The following is a 20348-nucleotide window of genomic DNA, read 5'->3' on the forward strand; positions in this document are numbered from 1 at the left end:
GTCGGCGGGTTTGCGGCACGATGGCAGGGTGACCAACAAGGACGAATCCGCCCCGCCCGAACCCGCCGGGTCGACCCCGCTGATCGCCGAGGCGGTCCGTAAGGCGTCGGTCGCCTGGATCGCGACGGCAGGTGGACCGGCCCGGGTGATGTGGTGCCATCCGGTCGACGGTGCGCTGTACCTGGTCACCGGCGCCGGCGAGCAGTCCGGTGCCGACCTGGTGGCCGGCGAACCTGCGTCGGTCACGCTCCGCGGCGACCACGGCGGGCGAATCGTGACCTGGCCGGCGGAGGTGGCGCTGGTCGAGCCGGGCAGCGCCGACTGGGACGCGGTCGCTCCGCAGGTGGCCGCGAAGCGACTCAACGCCGCCGAGAACCCCGCCGACCTGGTCAGCGTCTGGGCGACGCGGTGCCGGCTGTACCGGCTCACGCCGGCCGACGGCCCGGTCGCGGCCGGGTCGACGTTGCCCGACGACTCCCTGGCCGCGCCGCCCCGGCCCAACCCGGCCGTCCGGCGCACCCGGCGCCCGTTCCGGCTGCACCGGGTGCGGCGCCGCTGATCAGGCGACGTGGGAGGTCGGCCGGGTAGCTCAGCCGACGAACGGCGGGACGGCGATCTGGCCGGCCGCGACCGGTACGACATGGCCGGCGACCGTCGCGCCCCGGGCCCGCCCACCCAACGCGGTCACCGTACAATCCATGGTAGACGGTCGGTGGATCTCCGCGCCCTGCCGGACGACGTACCGTGACTGCCCGTTGGCCGGCAGCAGGGCACTGGCCACCGCCCACACGCCGAGGCCGAGGGCGGCCGAGCCGGTGGCCGGGTCCTCCACGACGCCGGCACCGGGGCAGAACACCCGGCTGTGCGCCACCGGATGGTCCGTACCGGTCGCCGGGCCCCAGGAGAAGACGCTGACCATCCCGACCCCGGCGGCCTGCGCCGCGCCTGAGTCGAGCACCGCGCGGGCGACGGCTTCCGGCCGTACGCAGAGGTAGTCGAACTCCAGCCCGCAGCCGGCCCGACGCGGCGCCGGACCGGCGTGGTCCGCCGGGCCGAGTCCGACGGCGGCCAGCAGCGGCTCCGGATCCTGCGGTGCCCCCACGGTCGGCTCACCGCCACGCAGCGCCGCGTAACCATCCTCGGACAGTTCGATCGGCAGCAGCCCGGCACCGCACTCCTGCACGACGGTGCCGGCCGCCACCAGCCCTCGTCGGGCTGCGGTCGCCGCCGCCCCGACGCTCGGGTGGCCGGCGAACGGCAGCTCCCGCTCGGGTGTGAAGATCCTCACCCGGTAGTTCGCTTCGGCGGCCCGGGCCGGCAGCACGAAGACGGTCTCGGACAGGTTGAACTCCCGGGCGATCGCCTGCATCTGGTCGCTGGCGAGCTGCTGGGCGTCGAAGACGACGGCGAGTGGATTGCCGGCGAACGGCCGGTCGGTGAAGACGTCGACGATCTCGTAGCCGAGGCTGGACATGAAAGAAACACTACGGCCCGTAGGCTGTGCCCGTGACTATGGCGAACAGGGTGTACATCGCCCGGCTCGCCGGGCTCGCCGTCTTCGACCCCAACGGCGACCAGGTCGGGCGGGTCCGGGACGCGGTGGTACGGCTACGCACCACCAACCGGCCCCCTCAGGTGGTCGGGTTGGTGGCCGAGATGCCGATGCGTCGGCGGATCTTCCTCCCGATGGGCCGGGTGACCGCGGTCGACCCGGAGTCGGTGCTGCTCGGCACCGGCACCCTCAACCTGCGGCGGTTCGAGAAACGGCCGAACGAACTGCTGGTGTTGGAGGATCTGCTGGACCGGCGGGTCGCCTTCGACGCCGACGAACGCCCCGGCACCGTCGTCGACGTGGCAATGGAGGCCAACCGCATCGGCGAGTGGTCGCTGACCCGGGTCGCGGTCCGGGAGATCACCGGTCGGTTGACCCGGCGCGGCCACCTGCACCAGCTGGACTGGCACCGGGTGCGCGGGCTGATCGGGCTGCCGGACACCCAGGGCACCGCCGGACTGTTGTCCGTACTCGACCAGATGCGGGCCGCCGACCTGGCCAACGCCCTGCAGGATCTCCCGGACAGCCGCCGGCACGAGATCGCCGCCGCGCTCGACGACGAACGCCTCGCCGACGTACTGGAGGAGCTGCCCGAGCACGACCAGGTGGCGATCCTGACCGCGCTGGACCGGGAACGCGCCGCCGACGTTCTGGAGGAGATGGACCCGGACGACGCGGCCGACCTGCTGGCCGAGCTGCCGCCGCCGGAGCAGGACGTGCTGCTGGACCTGATGGAGCCCGACGAGGCCGACTCGGTGCGTCAGCTGCTGCAGTACCAGGCGGGCACCGCCGGAAGCGTGATGACCTCCGAGCCGGTCATCCTCACCCCGGACGCCACCGTAGCCGAGGCGCTGGCCCGCATCCGTGAGCCGCAGCTGCCGCCGGCGATCGCCGCCCAGGTCTTCGTCGCCCGGGCGCCGATGGCCACCCCGACCGGCAAGTACCTGGGCGTGGTCCATTTCCAGCGGCTGCTGCGGGAGCCGCCGGCGGAACTGCTCGGTGGAGTCGTCGACAACGGCATCGACCCGCTGCAGCCGGAGACGCCGCTGCTGGAGATCACCCGACGGATGGCGACCTACGACCTGGTGGCGATGCCGGTGGTCGACGCGACGAACCGGCTGGTCGGCGCGGTGACCGTGGACGACGTGCTGGACCATTCGCTGCCGGCGGACTGGCGGGACCGGGACACCCCGCTCGACGACGGGAGCACAGATGGCTGAGCACCGCCGGACCGTGCGTCTGGACCAGCCGCGTGATCCTGGCCGGCTGTCGCTGCCCCGCTACGACCCGGAGGCGTTCGGGCAGTGGGCGGAGGCGATCGCCCGGTTCATGGGCACCGCCCGGTTCCTGGTCTACATGACGGTCTTCGTCGTCGGCTGGATCGCCTGGAACACCCTCGCCCCGGCGGACCTGCGCTTCGACCCGTACACCTTCACGTTCCTGACCCTGATGTTGTCGGTCCAGGCCTCGTACGCCGCGCCGCTGATCCTGCTGGCGCAGAACCGGCAGGCCGACCGGGACCGGGTCTCGCTGGAGGAGGACCGGCGGCGCGCGGCGATGCAGAAGGCCGACACCGAGTACCTGGCCCGGGAGATCGCCTCGCTGCGGGTGGCGGTGGGCGAGGTGGCGACCCGTGACTTCCTGCGCTCGGAGCTGAGCCGGCTCGCGGAGGAACTCGACGAACAGGCACACCGCCGACACCGGCTGGAACGCCGGCCACTCGAGGGACCGCAGCAGGTCGACGGCGACCGGCGCTGACCGGTCACCGCGACGTAGCATGGCGGTCATGTCCGCACCGACCAGCACCGTCACCGACGCCGTCAACGCCGCCCTGACCACGGTCAACGACCCGGAGATCCGCCGGCCGATCACCGAGCTGGGCATGGTGCGCTCCGTCGTGGTCGGCGCCGACGGCCTGGTACGGGTGGAGCTGCTGCTCACCGTCGCCGGCTGCCCGCTCAAGGACAAGTTGCGCGGCGACATCACCGAGGCGGTGACCCGGGTCTCCGGGGTCACCGGCGTCGAGATCGAGTTCGGGGTGATGAGCCCGGAGCAGCGCAAGGCGCTGCAGGAGCAGTTGCGCGGCGGCAGCGCGGGCGCCGAACCGGTGATCCCGTTCGCCCAGCCCGGCTCCCGGACCCGGGTGTACGCGGTGGCCAGCGGCAAGGGCGGGGTGGGCAAGTCCAGCGTGACGGTGAACCTGGCCGCCGCCCTGGCCGCCCGGGGGCTGTCGGTCGGGGTGATCGACGCCGACATCTACGGACACTCGGTGCCCCGGATGCTCGGTGCCCAGGGCAAGCCGACCCGGGTCGAGGAAATGATCATGCCGCCCCAGGCGCACGGCGTGAAGGTCATCTCGATCGGCATGTTCACCGCCGGCAACGCCGCCGTGGTCTGGCGCGGGCCGATGCTGCACCGGGCGTTGCAGCAGTTCCTCGCCGACGTCTACTGGGGCGAGCTGGACGTGCTGCTGCTGGACCTGCCGCCGGGCACCGGCGACGTGGCGATCTCCCTGGCCCAGCTGCTGCCCAACGCCGAGATCCTGGTGGTGACCACGCCGCAGGCGGCGGCCGCCGAGGTCGCCGAACGCGCGGGTGCCATCGCGTTGCAGACCCATCAGCGACTGGTCGGCGTGGTGGAGAACATGTCCTGGCTCGAGCTGCCCACCGGTGAGCGGATGGAGATCTTCGGCAGCGGCGGCGGCACCACCGTCGCCGAGTCGTTGACCCGGACGGTCGGCGCGGCGGTGCCGCTGCTGGGGCAGATTCCGCTGGACACCCGGGTCCGGGAGACCGGCGACGCGGGCAATCCGATCGTGCTGGCCGACCCGACGGCCGCCGCCGCCAAGGCCCTCGTCGGCGTCGCCGACCGGTTGGCGGTCCGACGCGAGTCGTTGCTCGGCAAGCCGCTGGGGCTACGCCCGGCCGGCCGCTGATCCGCCGCCGACCGCCACCTCGATCCGCCGGACTCAGGTGGCGTCGACGTCGACCGGCTTAGCGGGCGCGGCGGGCGCGGTAGCTGCCGGCGCGGACCGCACGGCCGCGTCGCGCGCCGGCGCCGTCGTCGACTTCAGGTCGGCCGCCGCCGCGACGTCGCGCAACTCGTCACGCACCCCACCGATGTCGGACCGCAGGTCGTCGTAGACGCCCTGCAACGGCTTGCGCAGCGCCGCCTCGTCCTCCTCGCTGATCAGATGCTTGCGGATGAACGCCTTGGGGTGCAGATCCTCCAGCTGGATGTCGGTGCCCAGCTCGCGGCTGAGGTCCGAGGTGGCGTTGCGAGCCATGTTGCGCAGATTGCGCACCATCCGCAGACCGTCGGAGATCACCTGCGGCAACCGGTCGCCGAAGATCAACAGGGCGAGCATCAGGATGAGCCCGATCTCCCACCAGTTCAGGTTGTCGAACACGAAGTCGCCTCCCTCGCCGCCGTCGAAGGCAAGAGTACGCACGTCGCGGGCCGGTCCGGGAGGGCCGACCGGTTGTTACTTGGCGTCGGCGGCCAGAGTCACCGACGCCGACCGGCTCTCCGTACCGCGTCGGTAGTCGACCGCGACCACCGCGCCCGGCGGATACTTGCGCACCAGGGCGATCAGATCGGTCGCCTGGTCCAGCGGGCGGCCGTCGATGCGCAGCACCACGTCGCCGGCCTGTAGGCCGGCCGCAGCCGCCGGGCCGCCGTCGACGACGTCGCTCAGCCGTACGCCGGCCCCCGGCGTGCCGGCCGCGTCGGTGACGTTGGCGCCGAACACGGTCCGCCGCGCTTTCCCGGTGTTGATGATGTCCAGGGTGATCCGCTGAGCGTGGTTGATCGGGATGGCGAAGGCGAGACCGATGTTGCCGGCGGTCTCCTCGTCGGCGGCCAACGACTTGATGACCGAGTTGACGCCGATCACCCGGCCTGCCCCGTCCACCAACGGTCCGCCCGAATTGCCCTGGTTCACCGCCGCGTCGGTCTGGATGGCCGCGTAGTAGCGCTGCTGCCCGCCGGGCTCCCCCGCCCGGATCGTCCGGTCGATCGCGCTGACGATGCCCGAGGTGACCGTGTTGGTCAGCGCCAGCGGCGAGCCGAAGGCCAGCACCGGGTCACCGACGGCGATCGCGTCGGAGTCACCGAACTCGACCGGGGTCAACCCGGTCCGGTCGACCTTGATCACCGCGACGTCGGACTCCGGATCCTGCCCGACGATCGACGCGCCCGCCGTCGACCCGTCGCTGAACAGCACCACCGCCTCGCGGGCACCGACGCCCACCACGTGGTCGTTGGTGATCACGTAGCCGTCCGCAGTCGCCACGAACCCCGAACCGACGCTCTGCCCGGCGGCGCCGCTCACCTGGACGGTGACCACGCTCGGCAGCACCCGCTGCGCGACACCGGCGAACGAGTCGGCCGGACGTTGCGCCAGGCCGGGCGGATCCCCCGGGCCGGCACCGAGCGCCGTACCGCCGGTCGCGGCCCCACCGCGAACCGCGAAGGCGAACCCGAGCGCCCCGCCGAGGCTGCCGGCGAGCAGCGCGGTGATCACCGACACGATCACCAGCGGGGTGAGCCCGCGCCGGGCGGTCGCATCCGGGTCGGACACCACCTCCGGCCCACCGGCGGTGCCCGCGCCGACCGGCGGCACCTCGACCACCACCGCCGACGGGGCGTACGGGTCACGCCACGGATCCCGCAACGCGTCCGACCACCACGGCGACGCCGTCGACCCGGACGGCAGCTGTGGTCGCGTCTGCGGCCAGCCACCGACCGGCGGCTGGTGCCCCGGCACCGGGTTCCCGTCGGCCCGGTGCCAGTTACCGCCGTCGGTCACGATTGCCTCCCAGTCCATCCCCCAGGGCGACGGCACCCGTCCGTACGGCGACATCGCTCACCGTCCAGGATTGCACGGAAAATCGAGGAACATTCAGCGGTCGCCGAAGGGTTTCCGGGCCGGGCGGGTCGGACCTGCGGCGGCGCTCTACGCTCGTAGCGGCAACCGCCACCCGACCCCCCGCTGGAGGTGCGCCATCACCCCGGTCACCCGCCCCCCCGCCTGGACGACCGCACCCCAGGCCCTCCAGTTCGTCGCCGGATACGCCGCCGAGGACCTGGTGCTGCGTACCGCCCGCAGCCTGGCCGAGGAGGTCGGACTGCGGGCGGTGAGCGCGGACACCGGCGCCGCCCTGCGGCTGCTCGCCGCCGCCGGCAACGCCCGCGCGGTCGTCGAGATCGGCACCGGCACCGGAGTCAGCGGCGTCTGGCTGCTGCGGGGCATGCGCGCAGACGGCGTACTCACCACGATCGACGTGGAGAACGAACACCAGCGGATGGCCCGCCGGATCTTTCTGGAGGCCGGGTTCGCCGCCTCGCGTACCCGGATCATCACCGGTCGGGCGCGCGACGTACTGCCCCGGTTGGCGGACGCGGCGTACGACATGGTGGTCGTCGACGGCGACAGCGCCGAGTACGGCGCGGTCGTGGACGCGGCGCTGCGGCTGCTGCGCCCCGGCGGCATCCTGGCGGTCAACGGCGTGTTGGCCGACGGCCGGATCGGCGACCCGACCGCCCGCGACGCCGAGACGGTCACCATCCGCGAGCTGGTCAAGGCCGTCCGCGAGGCCGACGAGTGGGTGCCGGCGCTGCTGCCGGCCGGCGACGGGCTGCTGGCTGCGGTCCGGCGCTGAACGTCGGCCGGCCACGCCGACTGTGCCGACCGGACGGCCTGCCACGCAGCTCACGCCGCTCACGCCGACCGGACGGCTGGTCATGCGGGCGGGTCGACGGCGGCCAGCCAGCGCACCAGCGTCCGTACGCCCCAGCCCGTCGCTCCCCGGGTCAGCTCGGCATGTTCGTCGTCGGACCAGGACGGCGCGGACATGTCGTAGTGCGCCCAGCGGTCCCGCAGCGCACCGGTGAACTCGCGCAGGTAGAGGGCGGCCACCACCGAGCCGGCCCCCCGGTCCGGCGCGCTGAACAGGTCCGCGATCTCACTGCCCAGGTACTCGACGTAGTCGCCGGGCAGCGGCATCCGCCAGGCGTTCTCACCGGCGGCCGCCGAGGCGGCGAGCAACTGTCCGGCAAGCGCGTCGTCGTCGCTGTACAGGGCCGCCGTCCGGCGGCCGAGCGCGACGGCGTTCGCGCCGGTCAACGTGGCCAGATCGACAAGGTGGTCCGGTTCGTACCGGCTGACCGCGTAACCGATCGCGTCGGCCAGCACCAGCCGCCCCTCCGCGTCGGAGTTGGTGGTCTCGCTGGTCCGCCCGTCGTAGTGGCGCACCACGTCGCCGGGGCGCAACGCGCTCCCGCTGACCATGTTCTCCGCGAGCGGGGCCAGCACGGTCAGGCGTACCGGCAGCGCCAGGTCGGCGACGGCGAGCGCGGTGGCCACCACGGCGGCGGCACCACCCATGTCCTTGCGCATCAGCTTCATGCCGTCGACAGGTTTGATCGAGACACCACCGGTGTCGAAGGTGATGCCCTTGCCGACCAGGACCACGTGCCGGCGGGCCGCCGGCGGTGCCCAGTCGATCTCCACCAGCCGTGGCGTGGACGCGGAGCCGGCGCCGACCGCGAGCAGTGCGCCGAATCCCTCGGCGGCGAGCTCCCGCGGGCCGCGCACGGTGACGGTGAGCCCCGGCCGGGTCGCCGCGGCGGCGAGCACCTGGTCGACGAACCAGGCCGGGTTCTTGACCGAGGACGGCATGTTGGTCAGGTCGCGGGCCAGCAGGGTCGCGGCGGCGGTGACCCGGGCCGTGTGCAGCGCTTGCCCCACCGCCGGGGTCGACTCGGCGGCGAGCAGGATCTGCGGCGTACCGGCCGGACCGGGGTCGGGCTGCGGCCGGGCCGACGCGATCGCCGCGCCGTCGCCCGGCGGCGGGACGGCGAACCGGTAGCCGGCCAGCCAGCATCCCTCGGCGAAACCCCGGACCGCGTCCGGAACGGTCTCGGACCCTGGTGCCGTGGTCGGATCGGGCCCGACGGCGACCAGCCAGGCACTGTCGGACGGCACCTCGACGGCCTGCTCGTGGCGGATCATCCCGCCGATGGCGGCACCCGCCGTCCGCCAGCCGGCCTCGTCGCCGGCACCGACCCCGACCAGCACCACCCGGTACGGGGCGAGCCGTGGCCGGTGCAGTACCTCGATCTCACCGGGGTCGCCGGTGTGGCCGGTCCGGGCCGCCAGCGCGGCGGCGGACGCGACCAGCTCCGACCGGTCGCCCTCGACGTGCAGTTGCTGTGGTGGTGCGGCGATACGGATGTCGACGCCGGCACGCGCGGCGGTGACGGGCAGGACGACGGTGTCGGCGACAACGGTGTCCGCCGGCAGACGGATGGCGAACACGCCGGGGTTACCTCCTGGGACGCGAACGACTGATGCCCACGGCATACCGAGTCCGCCGACCCGGTGGGGACCGGGTCGGCGGACTCGTCAACCGTCGCTATGTCGACCCGTGGGCCAGCGCTGCCCCGCGGGTCCGGCTCGATCAGCCTGCGGCGGCCTTCAGCGCGTCACCGAGCGCGTTGGCCTCGTCGGGCGTCATCTCGACGACGAGTCGGCCCCCGCCCTCCAGCGGAACCCGCATGACGATGCCCCGGCCCTCCTTGGTGACCTCCAGCGGACCGTCGCCCGTCCGCGGCTTCATCGCCGCCATGTTGTCTCCCCTCAGACTTGCCCCAGGGCCGCTGGGTGTGCCCCAGCCACCTCGTCAGTCTCACCGCGTGCCACTGCCACGGTGCCGACCAACGATTTTCCCTGATGAACACCGCCGGACCCAAACCGAGGCCACAATGCTGTGACAGCATCTAGCTTATCTTGAACTGGGCTGTCACAATGTGCGGTCATGCAGGCACGGTCGGCGCTCTTCGACCTGTTCGGTGACCACCTCCGCCCACGGGGCGGTCGGGCACCCGTCGCTGCCCTGGTCAGACTGCTCGCCCCGCTCGGCATCGCGCCGCCGGCGGTGCGGACCGCAGTGTCCCGGATGGTGCGCCAGGGCTGGCTGCACCCGTCGCGAATGGCCGCCGGGCCAGGCTATCTGCTGACGCCCAAGGCCGCCCGGCGATTGGACGAAGCCGCCGCCCGGATCTACCGCACCGGTCGGATCGGCTGGGACGGCAAGTTCGACCTGCTGGTGCTGGACGCCCCGAGCGCCCGCCGGGAGCGGCAACGGCTCTGCGCCAACCTGAGCTACCTCGGGTACGGGATGCTCGACGAACACACCTGGGTGGCGACCCGGACCGCCAGCGAGGTGGACGGTCTGCTGGCCGAAGCCGGCGTCCGGTTCGAGCGGTTCACCGCCGCGCACACCGGCGGCACCGCCGGCGCCGCCGCGCTGGTCCGCCGGGCCTGGAACCTGGCCGAGATCGGGCAGGCGTACGAACGGTTCGTCGCCGAGCAACGCCCGCTGCTCGCCCGGGTGACGGTCCGCAGCAGCGACGAGGAGGCCTACGCCGCCCGCTTCCGGCTGGTGCACGCCTGGCGGGGATTCCTGTTCCAGGATCCGCAGCTGCCGCCGGCGCTGCTTCCGGAACGGTGGCCCGGCACCAGCGCCGCCACCTTCTTCGACCGGCACGCCGCCCGGTTGCGACCCGCCGCCGACCGCTACGTCGACACCTGCCTGGACATCAACCACCGCTGAAACCACCGCCGACCCGTACCGACCCGCACCGACCGCCGCTTGCCGGTCCCGATCGTCCGGCGGCCAGCAGACGAAAGGGACCACCAGCTGTGACCGACCCACTGCTCGTCGACCGCACCGACGCGGTCGTGACACTGACCCTGCACCGCCCGGAGTCGCTCAACTCACTCGACGTCGCGCTCAAGGAGGCGCTGCGCGAGGTCCTGGCCGAGTGCGACAGCGACCCCGGTTGCCGGGCCGTCGTCCTCACCGGTGCCGGCCGTGCCTTCTGCGTCGGCCAGGACCTGCGGGAACACGTCGCGACGCTGGAGTCGGGCGACCGCGATCCGCTGGACACCGTACGGGAGCACTACAACCCGATCGCCGCCCGGCTGGCCGGGCTGTCCAAGCCGGTCGTGGCCGCCGTGCGGGGCGCGGCGGCCGGCGCCGGTGCCTCGCTCGCGATGCTCGCCGACCTGCGCATCGGCGGCCCGGGGACCAGCTTCCTGATGGCGTTCGCCAACGTCGGCCTGGCCGGCGACACCGGGGCGTCCTGGACCCTGCCCCGACTGGTCGGCTTCCCGAAGGCCGTCGAGCTGATGCTGCTGGCCCAGCCGGTGCCGGCCGCCGAGGCGCACCGGATCGGGCTGCTGCACCGGCTCGTCGACGACGACGAGCAGGTGCTGCCGGCCGCCCAGGAACTGGCCGCGCGGCTGGCGGCCGGGCCGACCGTCGCGTACGGGGCGATCAAACGCCAACTGTCGGTCGGTGCCTCCGGCACGCTCGCCGACGCGCTGGCCGCCGAGGAACATGCCCAGTCACTGTGCGGCGGCACCGCCGACCACCGGCACGCCACCGCGGCGTTCGTCGCCAAGCAGCGGCCGGTCTTCGACGGCCGCTGAGACGAGCCGTACGCCGGGACGAGCCGTACGCCGATCCGGCCCCACGGCACCGGTCAGTCGTCCTCTTCCGGGTCCTGGTTGGCCTCGGCACCGAGCACGAACGCCTGCATCGCCAGTTCGTCACCGGAGGGGTACACGAAGGCCGGCAGTTCCCGTGGCCCCAGCTCCCGCACGTACGACCAGAACACCCGGACCGCCTCGGCCGCCGTCGGCGCCTCGATCGGCAGATCGACACTGACCAGCCAGGTCCGTCGGTCGCCGGTCGGCGCCAGCTGGCCGGCGAGGCTGCGGTAGGTGGCGACGTCGACCGCCGTGACCGGGCCGGCGAGCACGAGCGCGGACGCCGGTACCGGATCGTCGAACGCCCGGCAGGTGTAGTGGACCACCAGTGGTGGCGGGCCGCCGGCCCGGGTCTCGCCGCCCTCGGTGCCGCCGCCGGCGGCACCGACGCGACCCAGCGCCACCACGAACGGCTGTTCGCCGTCGGTCACCACCAGCACCGGTGCGCCGAACGCGGGGCGCGGCCCGCCGTCCAGGCCGGTCAGCTCGAGGGAGTCGTGGTGGAACAGCCGCTCCGCCTCGTACCGTTGGGCCGGGATCACCACCGCCCAGGCGCCGGTGCCGCCACCCGCGTCGGAAGTGCCCGTCGGCGGGTCGGATGGGGTCGTCTCGTCTTGCATGTCCCTATCCCACCACGGCACCCGGTGTGCGGATCAGCGCACCGGCAACGGTGGTGGCACGTGGCAGCCGTCGACGTGGTCGTCCACCATTCCGGTCGCCTGCATGAGGGCGTACGCGGTGGTCGGACCGACGAACCGGAAACCGTGCCGCTTCAGCGCCCTGGCCAGCGCCGTCGACTCCGGGGTCCGGGCCGGTACGTCGGCCGCCGACGCCGGCCGACCGGCGCGTGGCGGCGGTGCGTACGACCAGAGCAGGTCCGCCAGGCCGGCCGGCAGATCCAGGGCGGCCCGCGCGTTGGCCACCGCCGCTTCGATCTTGGCCCGGTTGCGGACGATACCGGCGTCGGCGAGCAGGCGCGTCACGTCGGCGGGACCGTACCCGGCGACCTTCGCGATCCGGAAGCCGTCGAACGCGGCGCGGAACGCCTCCCGCTTACGCAGGATCGTCAGCCAGGACAGCCCGGACTGGAAAGCCTCCAGGGTGAGCCGCTCGAACAGCGCGTCGTCGCCGCGTACCGGGCGCCCCCACTCCTGGTCGTGGTAGCGGCGGTACTCCTGCGGGTCGGCACCCCACGCGCAGCGGGCCAGGCCGTCCGCGCCGGCACTCAGCCCGATCGGCAGGGTCGGCACGGTCGGCCCACCGGCGGTCACGGCAGCGCCCCCGCCTCGACCAGCCGGCCGAACTTCTTCAACGCCTGGGTGAGACTGACCTTCGAGCCGGGCCACAGCAGTGGCCAGGCCAGCCGGCCGGCGACACCGCCGGGCAGGTGGAACCACTCGTGCCAGACGACCTGGGTCCGGTCGTGGTCCATCTGCGTGCAGCGCAGCACTCCTGGGCCGCGCAGCAGCGCGCCGCAGTGCACCACCCGGACCTCGTACGGCGGATCCACCCGGACCACCCGCATCTCGTCGCGCAGCGACACCGGACCGACCGCGGTGACCGCCACGATCAGGCTGCCCTCGCCGCCGTCGCCGGAGGCCACCGTCACCTCGGTGAACGGAATCCAGTCGGACTGGCGCTCCCAGGCGGTGAAGGCGGCGAACACCCGCGCGGCGGGGGCCCGGACGATGACGGTCGCGGTGACCTCGCCGGAGCCGGGAGTCGCGGCCTCGGCCTCGCCGGACGTGCTCACCTGGCCGCACCGTCGCCGGGCCGCGCGGCGGTCGACCCGGTGCCGTCGGCCGGGCCGGCCGGCACCGTGACGCCGGCCTGCTCCGCCGCAGCCGCGTCGTTGTCCCGCTCCGGCGCCGCCGCGTCGCCGCTGCCGGACCCGGGCGGGGCCGTCGCGAGGTCGATGTCGGCCGTGGCCGGCTCGGCTGCCGCCACCAGCGCCGCGTCGCGGGCCCGGCGCAGCACCTCGGCGTCCTCGGTCCGCCCCTCGCGCAACGCCGCCACCTCCGCCTGGAGCACCTCGATCAGCTCGTCCTTGTAGCCGATGTCGTACGCGGCCCGGCGCAGCGCCTGGTCGACCTGCGCCATCCGGTAGCCCCGTACCGCCGTGTCGAACCGGACCCGGGTGATGTCCTGCTCCAGCAGTGGCCGGGTGCCGGGCAGCGGCACCGCCCGCCCGTCCGGCTCCACCGGCGTCAGGCCGGGATCGTTGCCGGTGACCAGGACGGTGACTCCGAAGACGACCCCGGCGACGGTCAGCGCGGCGACCAGGACGAGGAAAAACTGATCCATGACCGAATCGTGGCATGTCGACGCGGCGAGGGCGACCCCCCGACGGCGAGTCGCGGTCCGCCCGACGCCCTCCGGCACCCGACTACCCTCACTGACGCGGACCGCCGCAGGCGGCGCCGGCGCGGACTGCGGCAAGGAGGTGCCATGGCGGACCCGCTACGGCTGGGTCGGCGGGTCTTCGCCGCCAGCGACCTGGCGGTGATGGCGATCGTGAACCGTACGCCCGATTCGTTCTTCGACCGGGGCGCGACCTTCGCGGCCGACGCCGCGTTGCGCGCCGTCGAACAGGCCGTCGCCGACGGCGCGGACATCGTCGACATCGGCGGGGTGAAGGCCGGACCGGGTACGGCGGTCGACGTCACCGAGGAGATCGACCGTACGGTCGGCACCATCGCGGCGGTCCGGGCCGCCTTCCCCGACCTGGTCATCTCGATCGACACCTGGCGGGCCGAGGTCGCCCGGGAGGCGGTCGCCGCCGGCGCGGACCTGCTCAACGACACCTGGGCCGGCGCGGATCCGCAGCTCGCCGAGGTCGCTGCGGCGACCGGGGCCGGGCTGCTCTGCTCACACACCGGTGGGACCACGCCTCGTACCCGGCCGCACCGCGCGGCGTTCGACGACGTCGTGGCCGACGTGGTCGCCACGGTGACCGGGCTCGCCGAGCGGGCGGTGGCGCTGGGGGTACGCCCGGACGGGATCCTGATCGATCCCGCGCACGACTTCGGCAAGAACACCCGGCACTCGCTGGAGGTGACCCGCCGTCTCGACGAGCTGGTCGCCACCGGCTGGCCGGTCCTGGTCGCCCTGTCGAACAAGGATTTCATCGGCGAGACCCTCGACGTACCGGTCGACCAGCGGCTGACCGGCACCCTGGCCACGACGGCGGTCTCCGCCTGGCTGGGCGCCCGGGTGTTCCGCGCGCACCAGGTGGCCGCGACCCGACAGGTCCTGGACATGGTCGCGTCGATCCGTGGCGACCGGCCACCGGCGGTGTCCCGCCGCGCGCTGGCCTGAGCCCGCCGGTCCGGCGCGTCCGTCAGCCCCGGCACGGCGCGTCCGTCAGCCCCGGCACGGCGCGTCCGTCAGGTCCAGCGGAGCACGTTGCGGCGCCAGGCGTAGAGGATGCCCAGCGCCAGCACCGCGACGAAGATCCCCATCTCGGCGACGGTGACCAGGCCGAACCCGGGCCGGTCGAAGATCACCGCCCAGGGGAAGAGGAACACTGCCTCCACCGCGAACAGCACGTAGAGGAAGGCGTACACGTAGTAGCGGATCTGGGCCTGCGCCCAGTCGCCGCCCACGGGGTCGAGGCCGCACTCGTAGCTGGCGCGTTTACCGACCGGATCGGCCGGCCGGGCCGGGCGCAGCAGCCGGTTGGCACCGTACGCCACGACGAAGAACGCCACGCTCACCAGCAACAGCAACCCCAACGTCGCGTACGAGCCGAGGTAGCCCTGCATGTCCGGCAGTCTACCGGCCGACGGGCCAAGGGTGCCCGCCCGTCCGGGTGTCGCCGGGCCCGCCACCCGGACCGCGCCCGGGTGAACACGAGGTGATTCCAGTCCCACCCGGCGGACCCGAGCCGGGTATCCGACTGGATCCGACGTAGGCTTTCCCGAAGGTGCGAGGATGGTTAGGACGCCCTTACCCTGGCACCGACAGTCGCCGCGTCGCGGCACCGGCGGGCTCGCGCCGCACATTCGGGCAGCAGCTGGCGAGGCGGACCGTGGTCCGCGCCGCCGGCCGGAAACGAGGAGGTCAGCGCACGTGGCCAAGCAGGTCCGTCAACTGGATCGGGTGGTCATCCGGTTTGCTGGCGACTCCGGCGACGGGATGCAGCTGACCGGTGACCGGTTCACCTCGGAGACCGCGCAGTTGGGCAACGACATCTCCACGTTGCCGAACTTCCCCGCGGAGATCCGGGCACCCGCCGGCACCCTGCCCGGAGTGTCCAGCTTCCAGGTGCACTTCGCCGACTACGACATCCTCACCCCCGGCGACTCGCCGAACGTACTGGTCGCGATGAACCCGGCGGCGTTGAAGGCCAACCTGGCCGACCTGCCGCGCGGGGCGGACATCATCGTCAACACCGACGAGTTCACCCGGCGCAACCTGGCCAAGGTCGGATACGCGGCGAACCCGCTGGAGGACGGCTCGCTCGACGGCTACGCCCTGCACCCGGTCGCGCTCACCTCGATGACCATCGGCGCGCTCGCCGAACTGTCGGTCTCGAAGAAGGACGCCGAGCGGGCGAAGAACATGTTCGCGCTGGGCCTGCTCTCGTGGATGTACTCCCGGCCGTACGAGTCCACGATCCGGTTCCTGCAGCGCAAGTTCGCCAAACGCCCGGACCTGGTCGAGGCGAACATCGCCGCGTTCAGGGCCGGCTGGAACTTCGGCGAGACGACCGAGGACTTCGCGGTGCGCTACGAGGTCAACCCGGCCCGGATGCGCCCCGGCACGTACCGCAACATCACCGGCAACGCCGCCCTGTCGCTCGGCCTGGTCGCCGCCGGGGTGCGTGCCAAGCTGCCGGTCTTCCTCGGTGCCTACCCGATCACTCCGGCCTCGGACATCCTGCACGAGCTGAGCAAGCACAAGCGGCTCGGGGTGATCACGATGCAGGCCGAGGACGAGATCGCCGCAGTCGGTGCGGCGCTCGGTGCCTCGTACGGCGGGGCGCTCGGCATCACCACCACGTCCGGCCCCGGGGTGGCCCTCAAGAGCGAGACGATCTCCCTGGCGGTGGCCCTGGAGCTGCCACTGCTCATCGTCGACGTGCAACGGGCCGGCCCGTCGACCGGGATGCCGACCAAGACCGAGCAGGCCGACCTGAACATGGCGTTGTTCGGCCGACACGGTGAGGCACCGGTCGCGGTGATCGCGCCCCGCTCACCGTCGGACTGCTTCCACGCGGCGATCGAGGCCGCCCGGATCGCCCTGACCTACCGCACGCCGGTGCTTCTGCTGTCGGACAACTACGTGGCCAACGGCTCCGAGCCGTGGCTGCTGCCGGAGGTCGACTCGCTGCCGGACCTGCAGGTCGAGTTCGCCACCGCGCCCAACGACGCCGACGGCAAGACCTTCCTGCCGTACCTGCGGGACCCGCAGACGCTGGCCCGGCCGTGGGCGATTCCCGGCACGCCCGGCCTGGAGCACCGCATCGGCGGACTGGAGAAGGCCGACAAGACCGGCGACATCTCCTACGACCCGGCCAACCACGACTTCATGGTGCGCACCCGTCAGGCCCGGATCGACACGATCCCGGTGCCCGACGTCGAGGTCGAGGACCCGGACGGCGACGCCCGCACGCTGGTGCTGGGCTGGGGATCGACGTACGGCCCGATCGGTGCCGCCTGCCGCACCCTGCGCCAGCGCGGGCTGCCGGTGGCCCAGGCACACCTGCGGCATCTGGCACCGCTGCCGGCCAACCTGGGCGACGTGCTGCGCTCCTACGACCGGGTGGTGATCCCGGAGATGAACCTGGGCCAGTTGGCGCACGTGATCCGGGCCCGGTACCTGGTCGACGCGATCGGCTACAACCAGGTCCGTGGCCTGCCGTTCACCGCCACCGAGCTGGAGACCATGCTGGAAGAGGTCGTGAAGAATGTCTGAGCCCGCTCCCAACGGCCGCGCTGGCACCGGCACGCCGGTGGCACTCAAGCTCACCGCCAAGGACTTCAAGTCCGACCAGGAGGTGCGCTGGTGCCCGGGCTGCGGCGACTACGCGATCCTCGCCGCCGTGCAGTCGTTCATGCCCGAGCTGAACATCCCGCGCGAGCGGACCGTCTTCGTCTCCGGCATCGGCTGCTCGTCGCGCTTCCCGTACTACATGAACACGTACGGGATGCACTCGATCCACGGTCGCGCCCCAGCGATCGCCACCGGCCTGTCGGTCTCCCGTCCGGACCTGTCGGTGTGGGTGGTGACCGGCGACGGTGACGCGCTCTCGATCGGCGGCAACCATCTGATCCACGCGCTGCGGCGCAACGTCAACCTGAAGATCCTGCTGTTCAACAACCGGATCTACGGGTTGACCAAGGGCCAGTACTCACCGACGTCGGAGCTTGGCAAGGTCACCAAGTCGACGCCGGTCGGGTCGGCCGACTCGCCGTTCAACCCGCTGTCGCTGGCGCTGGGGGCCGAGGCGACCTTCGTCGCCCGGACGATCGACTCCGACCGCAAGCACCTGCAGTCGGTGCTGCGGGCCGCCGCCGAGCACAACGGGTCGGCGTTCGTCGAGATCTACCAGAACTGCAACATCTTCAACGACGGCGCCTTCGACCAGCTCAAGGAGCCGGCCACCCGGGACGACTACCTGATCCGGCTGGAGCACGGGCAGCCGATCACCTTCGGCGCCGAAGGCCGGTTCTGCGTGGTCCACCCGCCGGGCGGCTTCGGCCTCGAAGTGCGCGAGACGGCCACCGTACCGGCCGAGGAGATCGTGGTGCACGACGCGACGATCGACGAGCCGGCGTACGCGTTCGCCCTGTCCCGGCTGCCCGGTGCCGACCTGCGCAACACGCCGATCGGGGTGTTCCGCAGCGTGCCGCGGCCCAGCTACGACAGCCTGATCCAGGCACAGGTCGGCGCGGCGATGGCCCAGGCCGAGGGGACCCCGGAGGAGCAACTGGCCGGGCTGCTGCGCAGCGGCGACACCTGGTCCATCGACTGACCCCCTGACCCCGCGCGAGGTCGGCCCTGGTCGACCGGCTGGCCGCACGCGGTCAGCTGGTCGACGGGGTGCTCGCTGAGGTCCGGTCGTCGCGGACGTAGACGAGCAGGTCCCCGGTCTCCACCTCGACGCTGTCCGGCTCGGCCAGGGACACCACCCGGCCGCGCCGGATCAGCGCGATCACCAGGTTGTTCAGCTGTCGGGGCGGCAGTCCGACCTCGTCACGGTTGGCCGAACGCATCGCCAGTGCCATGCCCTGACCAGGGGTGAGCAGATCCTCGACGACGTCGATCAGCGGCGGCGCCGAGGTGGACAGGCCCAGCAGCCGGCCGGCGGTGGCGGACGACACGATCACGTGGTGCGCCCCGCTCTGGCGCAGCAGGGCGGCGTTCTCGGCCTCGCGGGCGGCGGCGATGATCCGTACCTTGCCGGCGGTCAGTTGGCGGGCCGTCAGGGTGACCAGGACGGAGGCGTCGTCGCTGTCGGTGGCGATGATCACCGCCTTGGCGTGCTTGACGTGTGCCTCGTTGAGGACCGACGAGCGGGTCGCCGATCCCTCGACGGCGACCAGGCCGGCGGCGGTGGCCTGGCGCAGCGCGATGCCGCTGCTCTCGACGACGACGATGTGCTGCTTGTCGAAGCCGTTCTCCAGCAGGGCCGACACGGCGCTGCGGCCCTTGGTGCCGTAGCCGCAGATGATGACGTGGTCCTTCACTTTCCTTCTCCACCGGGTCAGTCGAAGGTTCGTCCGGTACTGCTCGGTGAGCACCTCGAGGGTGGTACCGACCAGGATGATCAGGAACACCACCCGGGCCGGCGTGATGATCAGGACGTTGACCAGCCGGGCACCGTCGCTGATCGGCGCGATGTCGCCGTACCCGGTCGTGGAGAGGCTGACGACCGCATAGTAGAAGCAGTCGAGCAGCGAGATCCCGTCGCCGTTGGCGTCCCGGTAGCCGTCGCGGTCGGCGTAGACCACCGCCACGACCGCGAAGACGAGGGCGACCGCGGCGAACAGGCGCAGGCTCAACGCCTTCAACGGGCCCTGGCGGACGGCGGGAAAGTGAATCACCGCCGGTCCACCTTCACTTTCGGGTCCCCGTTCACGTCCACAACATAGTCGTTGCGGACCAGCGGATCGCGATCACCTGGACATCACCTCGGCCCGAATGCGTCCGTCCGGCGTCGGGTCGTATCCCGTCGCCTCAAATCTTGCTTAGAGACATTGCTTTGGGACTGTGTGTTGTCGATGCTCTCTCGGCGAGCCGTCAACCGCCAGTTTCGGAGCAGCCTGTGAAACCGCCGTCACGACCCACCATTCCCGCGATCACCCCGGGGACGGTCCTGCAACTGAACAAGGAGGACTGGCGGTACGGCGGATACCAACTGATCCTGAAGGTTGAACAGGTACGGCCCGATCTGTCAGCGTATTACGACAACCGGTGGGTGTGGATCATCGGACGTTCCATCGGGATGGACGGCACCGGCGACGACCGCGTCGTCGCACTGGTCCGGGTGGCGGCACTGCCCGGCGCCGAGGCCGCCGCCAGCTGAGTGCCCGTTCGGCGGCGGATGGTCTGTTTACGCGCCGGTCGACAAAGAAACAGGCGCCCTAAAGATCGATGTCAGCGGATACGGCAAGACTGTGGACACGCTTGTGACCCACCGGTAACAAGCACCGACGCCACACACCACGAGCCGTCCACCGGAGGTATCGCGATGTACCGTCGCACGTCCGCACTGCTCAGCGCCGTACTGCTCGGCCTCACCGCCGCCCTCGGGTTCGCCACCCCGGCCAGTGCCGTTCCCGCCGACAAGCCCGCGGTGCTGTCCAACTGGACGCAGACCAGCGCCAGCAGCTACAGCGCCTGGAACTCGGCCCGGGCGAACCCGGGCCCCTGGGCCGCCTACCAGTTCGACTGGTCCACCGACTACTGCTCGTCCAGCCCGGACAACCCACTCGGCTTCGACTTCCGGCTCTCCTGCCACCGACACGACTTCGGCTACCGCAACTACAAGGCGATCGGCCAGTTCTCCGCCACCAACAAGGCCCGGGTGGACAGCGCCTTCTACGAGGACCTCAAGCGGGTCTGCGCCCGGTACAGCAGCGTCGTGCGGCCGGCCTGCCTCAGCCTCGCCTGGACCTACTACCAGGCGGTCCGGATCTTCGGCGCGCCGATCGTCGACGCCGCCGACCTGCAACGCGCCGAGCGGCTCGTCCCGGCCGGGCACCTGACGGCCGTCGGATAACCACCAAC

At 72.3% G+C, this 20348-nt stretch carries 23 protein-coding genes; 12 read left to right on the forward strand and 11 right to left on the reverse strand.

Going from position 1 to position 20348, the window contains the following annotated elements; genetic code table 11:
• Positions 1 to 28 precede the first annotated feature (28 nt).
• Positions 29 to 559 (forward strand): pyridoxamine 5'-phosphate oxidase family protein, encoded by a 531-nt coding sequence (locus O7608_RS31730; protein WP_289208025.1) that lies wholly within the window; start codon positions 29 to 31, stop codon positions 557 to 559.
• A 30-nt stretch (positions 560 to 589) separates the two neighbouring features.
• Here O7608_RS31730 and O7608_RS31735 read toward each other — a convergent pair whose 3' ends face one another.
• Complete coding sequence (locus tag O7608_RS31735; RefSeq protein WP_289208026.1) at positions 590 to 1474, reverse strand: PhzF family phenazine biosynthesis protein; 885 nt, start codon at positions 1472 to 1474, stop codon at positions 590 to 592.
• Positions 1475 to 1512: 38 nt separating this feature from the next.
• Between O7608_RS31735 and O7608_RS31740 the strand changes: the two genes are divergently transcribed.
• Genes O7608_RS31740 through O7608_RS31750 form a run of 3 tightly spaced genes read left to right on the forward strand, consistent with a single transcriptional unit; the run spans position 1513 to position 4487 of the window.
• Positions 1513 to 2772 (forward strand): magnesium transporter MgtE N-terminal domain-containing protein, encoded by a 1260-nt coding sequence (locus O7608_RS31740; RefSeq protein ID WP_421361357.1) that lies wholly within the window; start codon positions 1513 to 1515, stop codon positions 2770 to 2772.
• Positions 2765 to 3310: a DUF1003 domain-containing protein gene (locus tag O7608_RS31745; protein WP_289208028.1), complete on the forward strand. Its 546-nt coding sequence runs from the start codon at positions 2765 to 2767 to the stop codon at positions 3308 to 3310. The genes O7608_RS31740 and O7608_RS31745 overlap by 8 nt, the downstream gene beginning before the upstream one ends.
• 28 nt (positions 3311 to 3338) lie before the next feature.
• Positions 3339 to 4487, forward strand: a complete 1149-nt coding sequence (locus O7608_RS31750) for a P-loop NTPase (protein ID WP_289208029.1) — start codon at positions 3339 to 3341, stop codon at positions 4485 to 4487.
• Between the two features lie 33 nt (positions 4488 to 4520).
• Here the strand turns inward: O7608_RS31750 and O7608_RS31755 are convergent, their stop codons facing one another.
• Positions 4521 to 4961 carry a twin-arginine translocase TatA/TatE family subunit gene (locus O7608_RS31755; RefSeq protein ID WP_289208030.1) on the reverse strand — a complete coding sequence of 147 codons (441 nt, stop codon included), beginning with the start codon at positions 4959 to 4961 and terminating at the stop codon, positions 4521 to 4523.
• Between the two features lie 75 nt (positions 4962 to 5036).
• Positions 5037 to 6362 carry a S1C family serine protease gene (locus tag O7608_RS31760; protein WP_289208031.1) on the reverse strand — a complete coding sequence of 442 codons (1326 nt, stop codon included), beginning with the start codon at positions 6360 to 6362 and terminating at the stop codon, positions 5037 to 5039.
• A 280-nt stretch (positions 6363 to 6642) separates the two neighbouring features.
• Here O7608_RS31760 and O7608_RS31765 point away from each other — a divergent pair, with 280 nt between their 5' ends.
• Positions 6643 to 7215: an O-methyltransferase gene (locus O7608_RS31765; protein WP_289211130.1), complete on the forward strand. Its 573-nt coding sequence runs from the start codon at positions 6643 to 6645 to the stop codon at positions 7213 to 7215.
• Positions 7216 to 7295: 80 nt separating this feature from the next.
• Here the strand turns inward: O7608_RS31765 and O7608_RS31770 are convergent, their stop codons facing one another.
• Both O7608_RS31770 and O7608_RS31775 read right to left on the reverse strand, forming a co-directional pair.
• Positions 7296 to 8918, reverse strand: coding sequence for a leucyl aminopeptidase family protein (locus tag O7608_RS31770; protein ID WP_421357719.1), 1623 nt, complete (start codon positions 8916 to 8918; stop codon positions 7296 to 7298).
• A 97-nt stretch (positions 8919 to 9015) separates the two neighbouring features.
• A complete protein-coding gene (locus O7608_RS31775) occupies positions 9016 to 9183 on the reverse strand; it encodes a DUF3117 domain-containing protein (RefSeq protein WP_007455245.1) in 168 nt (55 codons plus the stop codon).
• 189 nt (positions 9184 to 9372) lie between these two features.
• Between O7608_RS31775 and O7608_RS31780 the strand changes: the two genes are divergently transcribed.
• Positions 9373 to 10170: a PaaX family transcriptional regulator gene (locus O7608_RS31780; RefSeq protein WP_289208032.1), complete on the forward strand. Its 798-nt coding sequence runs from the start codon at positions 9373 to 9375 to the stop codon at positions 10168 to 10170.
• Positions 10171 to 10259: 89 nt separating this feature from the next.
• Complete coding sequence (locus O7608_RS31785; RefSeq protein ID WP_289208033.1) at positions 10260 to 11051, forward strand: enoyl-CoA hydratase-related protein; 792 nt, start codon at positions 10260 to 10262, stop codon at positions 11049 to 11051.
• A gap of 53 nt (positions 11052 to 11104) precedes the next feature.
• Here the strand turns inward: O7608_RS31785 and O7608_RS31790 are convergent, their stop codons facing one another.
• From O7608_RS31790 to O7608_RS31805, 4 genes are read right to left on the reverse strand one after another with little or no spacing between them, the layout of a single operon-like run.
• A complete protein-coding gene (locus O7608_RS31790; RefSeq protein ID WP_289208034.1) occupies positions 11105 to 11731 on the reverse strand; it encodes a hypothetical protein in 627 nt (208 codons plus the stop codon).
• Between the two features lie 33 nt (positions 11732 to 11764).
• Positions 11765 to 12346: a DNA-3-methyladenine glycosylase I gene (locus tag O7608_RS31795; protein WP_289211132.1), complete on the reverse strand. Its 582-nt coding sequence runs from the start codon at positions 12344 to 12346 to the stop codon at positions 11765 to 11767.
• Between the two features lie 32 nt (positions 12347 to 12378).
• Positions 12379 to 12864, reverse strand: coding sequence for an SRPBCC family protein (locus O7608_RS31800; protein ID WP_289208035.1), 486 nt, complete (start codon positions 12862 to 12864; stop codon positions 12379 to 12381).
• Positions 12861 to 13415, reverse strand: coding sequence for a DivIVA domain-containing protein (locus tag O7608_RS31805; RefSeq protein WP_289208036.1), 555 nt, complete (start codon positions 13413 to 13415; stop codon positions 12861 to 12863). The genes O7608_RS31800 and O7608_RS31805 overlap by 4 nt, the downstream gene beginning before the upstream one ends.
• A gap of 144 nt (positions 13416 to 13559) precedes the next feature.
• On the opposite strand from O7608_RS31805, the gene folP reads away from it, so the two are divergent.
• On the forward strand, positions 13560 to 14429 hold the full coding sequence (gene folP / locus O7608_RS31810) for a dihydropteroate synthase (protein ID WP_289208037.1): 870 nt from the start codon (positions 13560 to 13562) through the stop codon (positions 14427 to 14429).
• Between the two features lie 68 nt (positions 14430 to 14497).
• Here folP and O7608_RS31815 read toward each other — a convergent pair whose 3' ends face one another.
• Positions 14498 to 14875 (reverse strand): NADH-quinone oxidoreductase subunit A, encoded by a 378-nt coding sequence (locus O7608_RS31815; RefSeq protein ID WP_282225398.1) that lies wholly within the window; start codon positions 14873 to 14875, stop codon positions 14498 to 14500.
• Positions 14876 to 15182: 307 nt separating this feature from the next.
• On the opposite strand from O7608_RS31815, the gene O7608_RS31820 reads away from it, so the two are divergent.
• Positions 15183 to 17030, forward strand: a complete 1848-nt coding sequence (locus tag O7608_RS31820; RefSeq protein WP_289208038.1) for a 2-oxoacid:acceptor oxidoreductase subunit alpha — start codon at positions 15183 to 15185, stop codon at positions 17028 to 17030.
• Positions 17023 to 18090, forward strand: a complete 1068-nt coding sequence (locus O7608_RS31825; RefSeq protein WP_289208039.1) for a 2-oxoacid:ferredoxin oxidoreductase subunit beta — start codon at positions 17023 to 17025, stop codon at positions 18088 to 18090. The genes O7608_RS31820 and O7608_RS31825 overlap by 8 nt, the downstream gene beginning before the upstream one ends.
• 52 nt (positions 18091 to 18142) lie before the next feature.
• On the opposite strand, the gene O7608_RS31830 is transcribed toward O7608_RS31825, so the two are convergent.
• Complete coding sequence (locus tag O7608_RS31830) at positions 18143 to 19162, reverse strand: potassium channel family protein (protein WP_289208040.1); 1020 nt, start codon at positions 19160 to 19162, stop codon at positions 18143 to 18145.
• Positions 19163 to 19383: 221 nt separating this feature from the next.
• Between O7608_RS31830 and O7608_RS31835 the strand changes: the two genes are divergently transcribed.
• Entirely contained in the window at positions 19384 to 19644 is a 261-nt protein-coding gene (locus O7608_RS31835) for a hypothetical protein (protein WP_289208041.1), read from the forward strand.
• A 165-nt stretch (positions 19645 to 19809) separates the two neighbouring features.
• A complete protein-coding gene (locus tag O7608_RS31840) occupies positions 19810 to 20340 on the forward strand; it encodes a phospholipase (RefSeq protein WP_289208042.1) in 531 nt (176 codons plus the stop codon).
• The last annotated feature ends 8 nt before the right edge of the window (positions 20341 to 20348 follow it).

The sequence above is a fragment of the Solwaraspora sp. WMMA2056 genome (assembly GCF_030345095.1).
Classification (GTDB): Bacteria; Actinomycetota; Actinomycetes; order Mycobacteriales; family Micromonosporaceae; genus Micromonospora_E.

Coding starts and splice junctions, on each gene's coding strand:
- O7608_RS31735 (WP_289208026.1), bottom strand. CDS start 1,474: ATGTCCAGCCTCGGCTACGAGATCGTCGACGTCTTCACCGACCGGCCG.
- O7608_RS31805 (WP_289208036.1), bottom strand. CDS start 13,415: ATGGATCAGTTTTTCCTCGTCCTGGTCGCCGCGCTGACCGTCGCCGGG.
- O7608_RS31790 (WP_289208034.1), bottom strand. CDS start 11,731: ATGCAAGACGAGACGACCCCATCCGACCCGCCGACGGGCACTTCCGAC.
- O7608_RS31815 (WP_282225398.1), bottom strand. CDS start 14,875: ATGCAGGGCTACCTCGGCTCGTACGCGACGTTGGGGTTGCTGTTGCTG.
- O7608_RS31840 (WP_289208042.1), top strand. CDS start 19,810: ATGTACCGTCGCACGTCCGCACTGCTCAGCGCCGTACTGCTCGGCCTC.
- O7608_RS31770 (WP_421357719.1), bottom strand. CDS start 8,918: ATGCCGTGGGCATCAGTCGTTCGCGTCCCAGGAGGTAACCCCGGCGTG.
- O7608_RS31775 (WP_007455245.1), bottom strand. CDS start 9,183: ATGGCGGCGATGAAGCCGCGGACGGGCGACGGTCCGCTGGAGGTCACC.
- folP (WP_289208037.1), top strand. CDS start 13,560: ATGGCGGACCCGCTACGGCTGGGTCGGCGGGTCTTCGCCGCCAGCGAC.
- O7608_RS31825 (WP_289208039.1), top strand. CDS start 17,023: ATGTCTGAGCCCGCTCCCAACGGCCGCGCTGGCACCGGCACGCCGGTG.
- O7608_RS31780 (WP_289208032.1), top strand. CDS start 9,373: ATGCAGGCACGGTCGGCGCTCTTCGACCTGTTCGGTGACCACCTCCGC.
- O7608_RS31740 (WP_421361357.1), top strand. CDS start 1,513: ATGGCGAACAGGGTGTACATCGCCCGGCTCGCCGGGCTCGCCGTCTTC.
- O7608_RS31750 (WP_289208029.1), top strand. CDS start 3,339: ATGTCCGCACCGACCAGCACCGTCACCGACGCCGTCAACGCCGCCCTG.
- O7608_RS31745 (WP_289208028.1), top strand. CDS start 2,765: ATGGCTGAGCACCGCCGGACCGTGCGTCTGGACCAGCCGCGTGATCCT.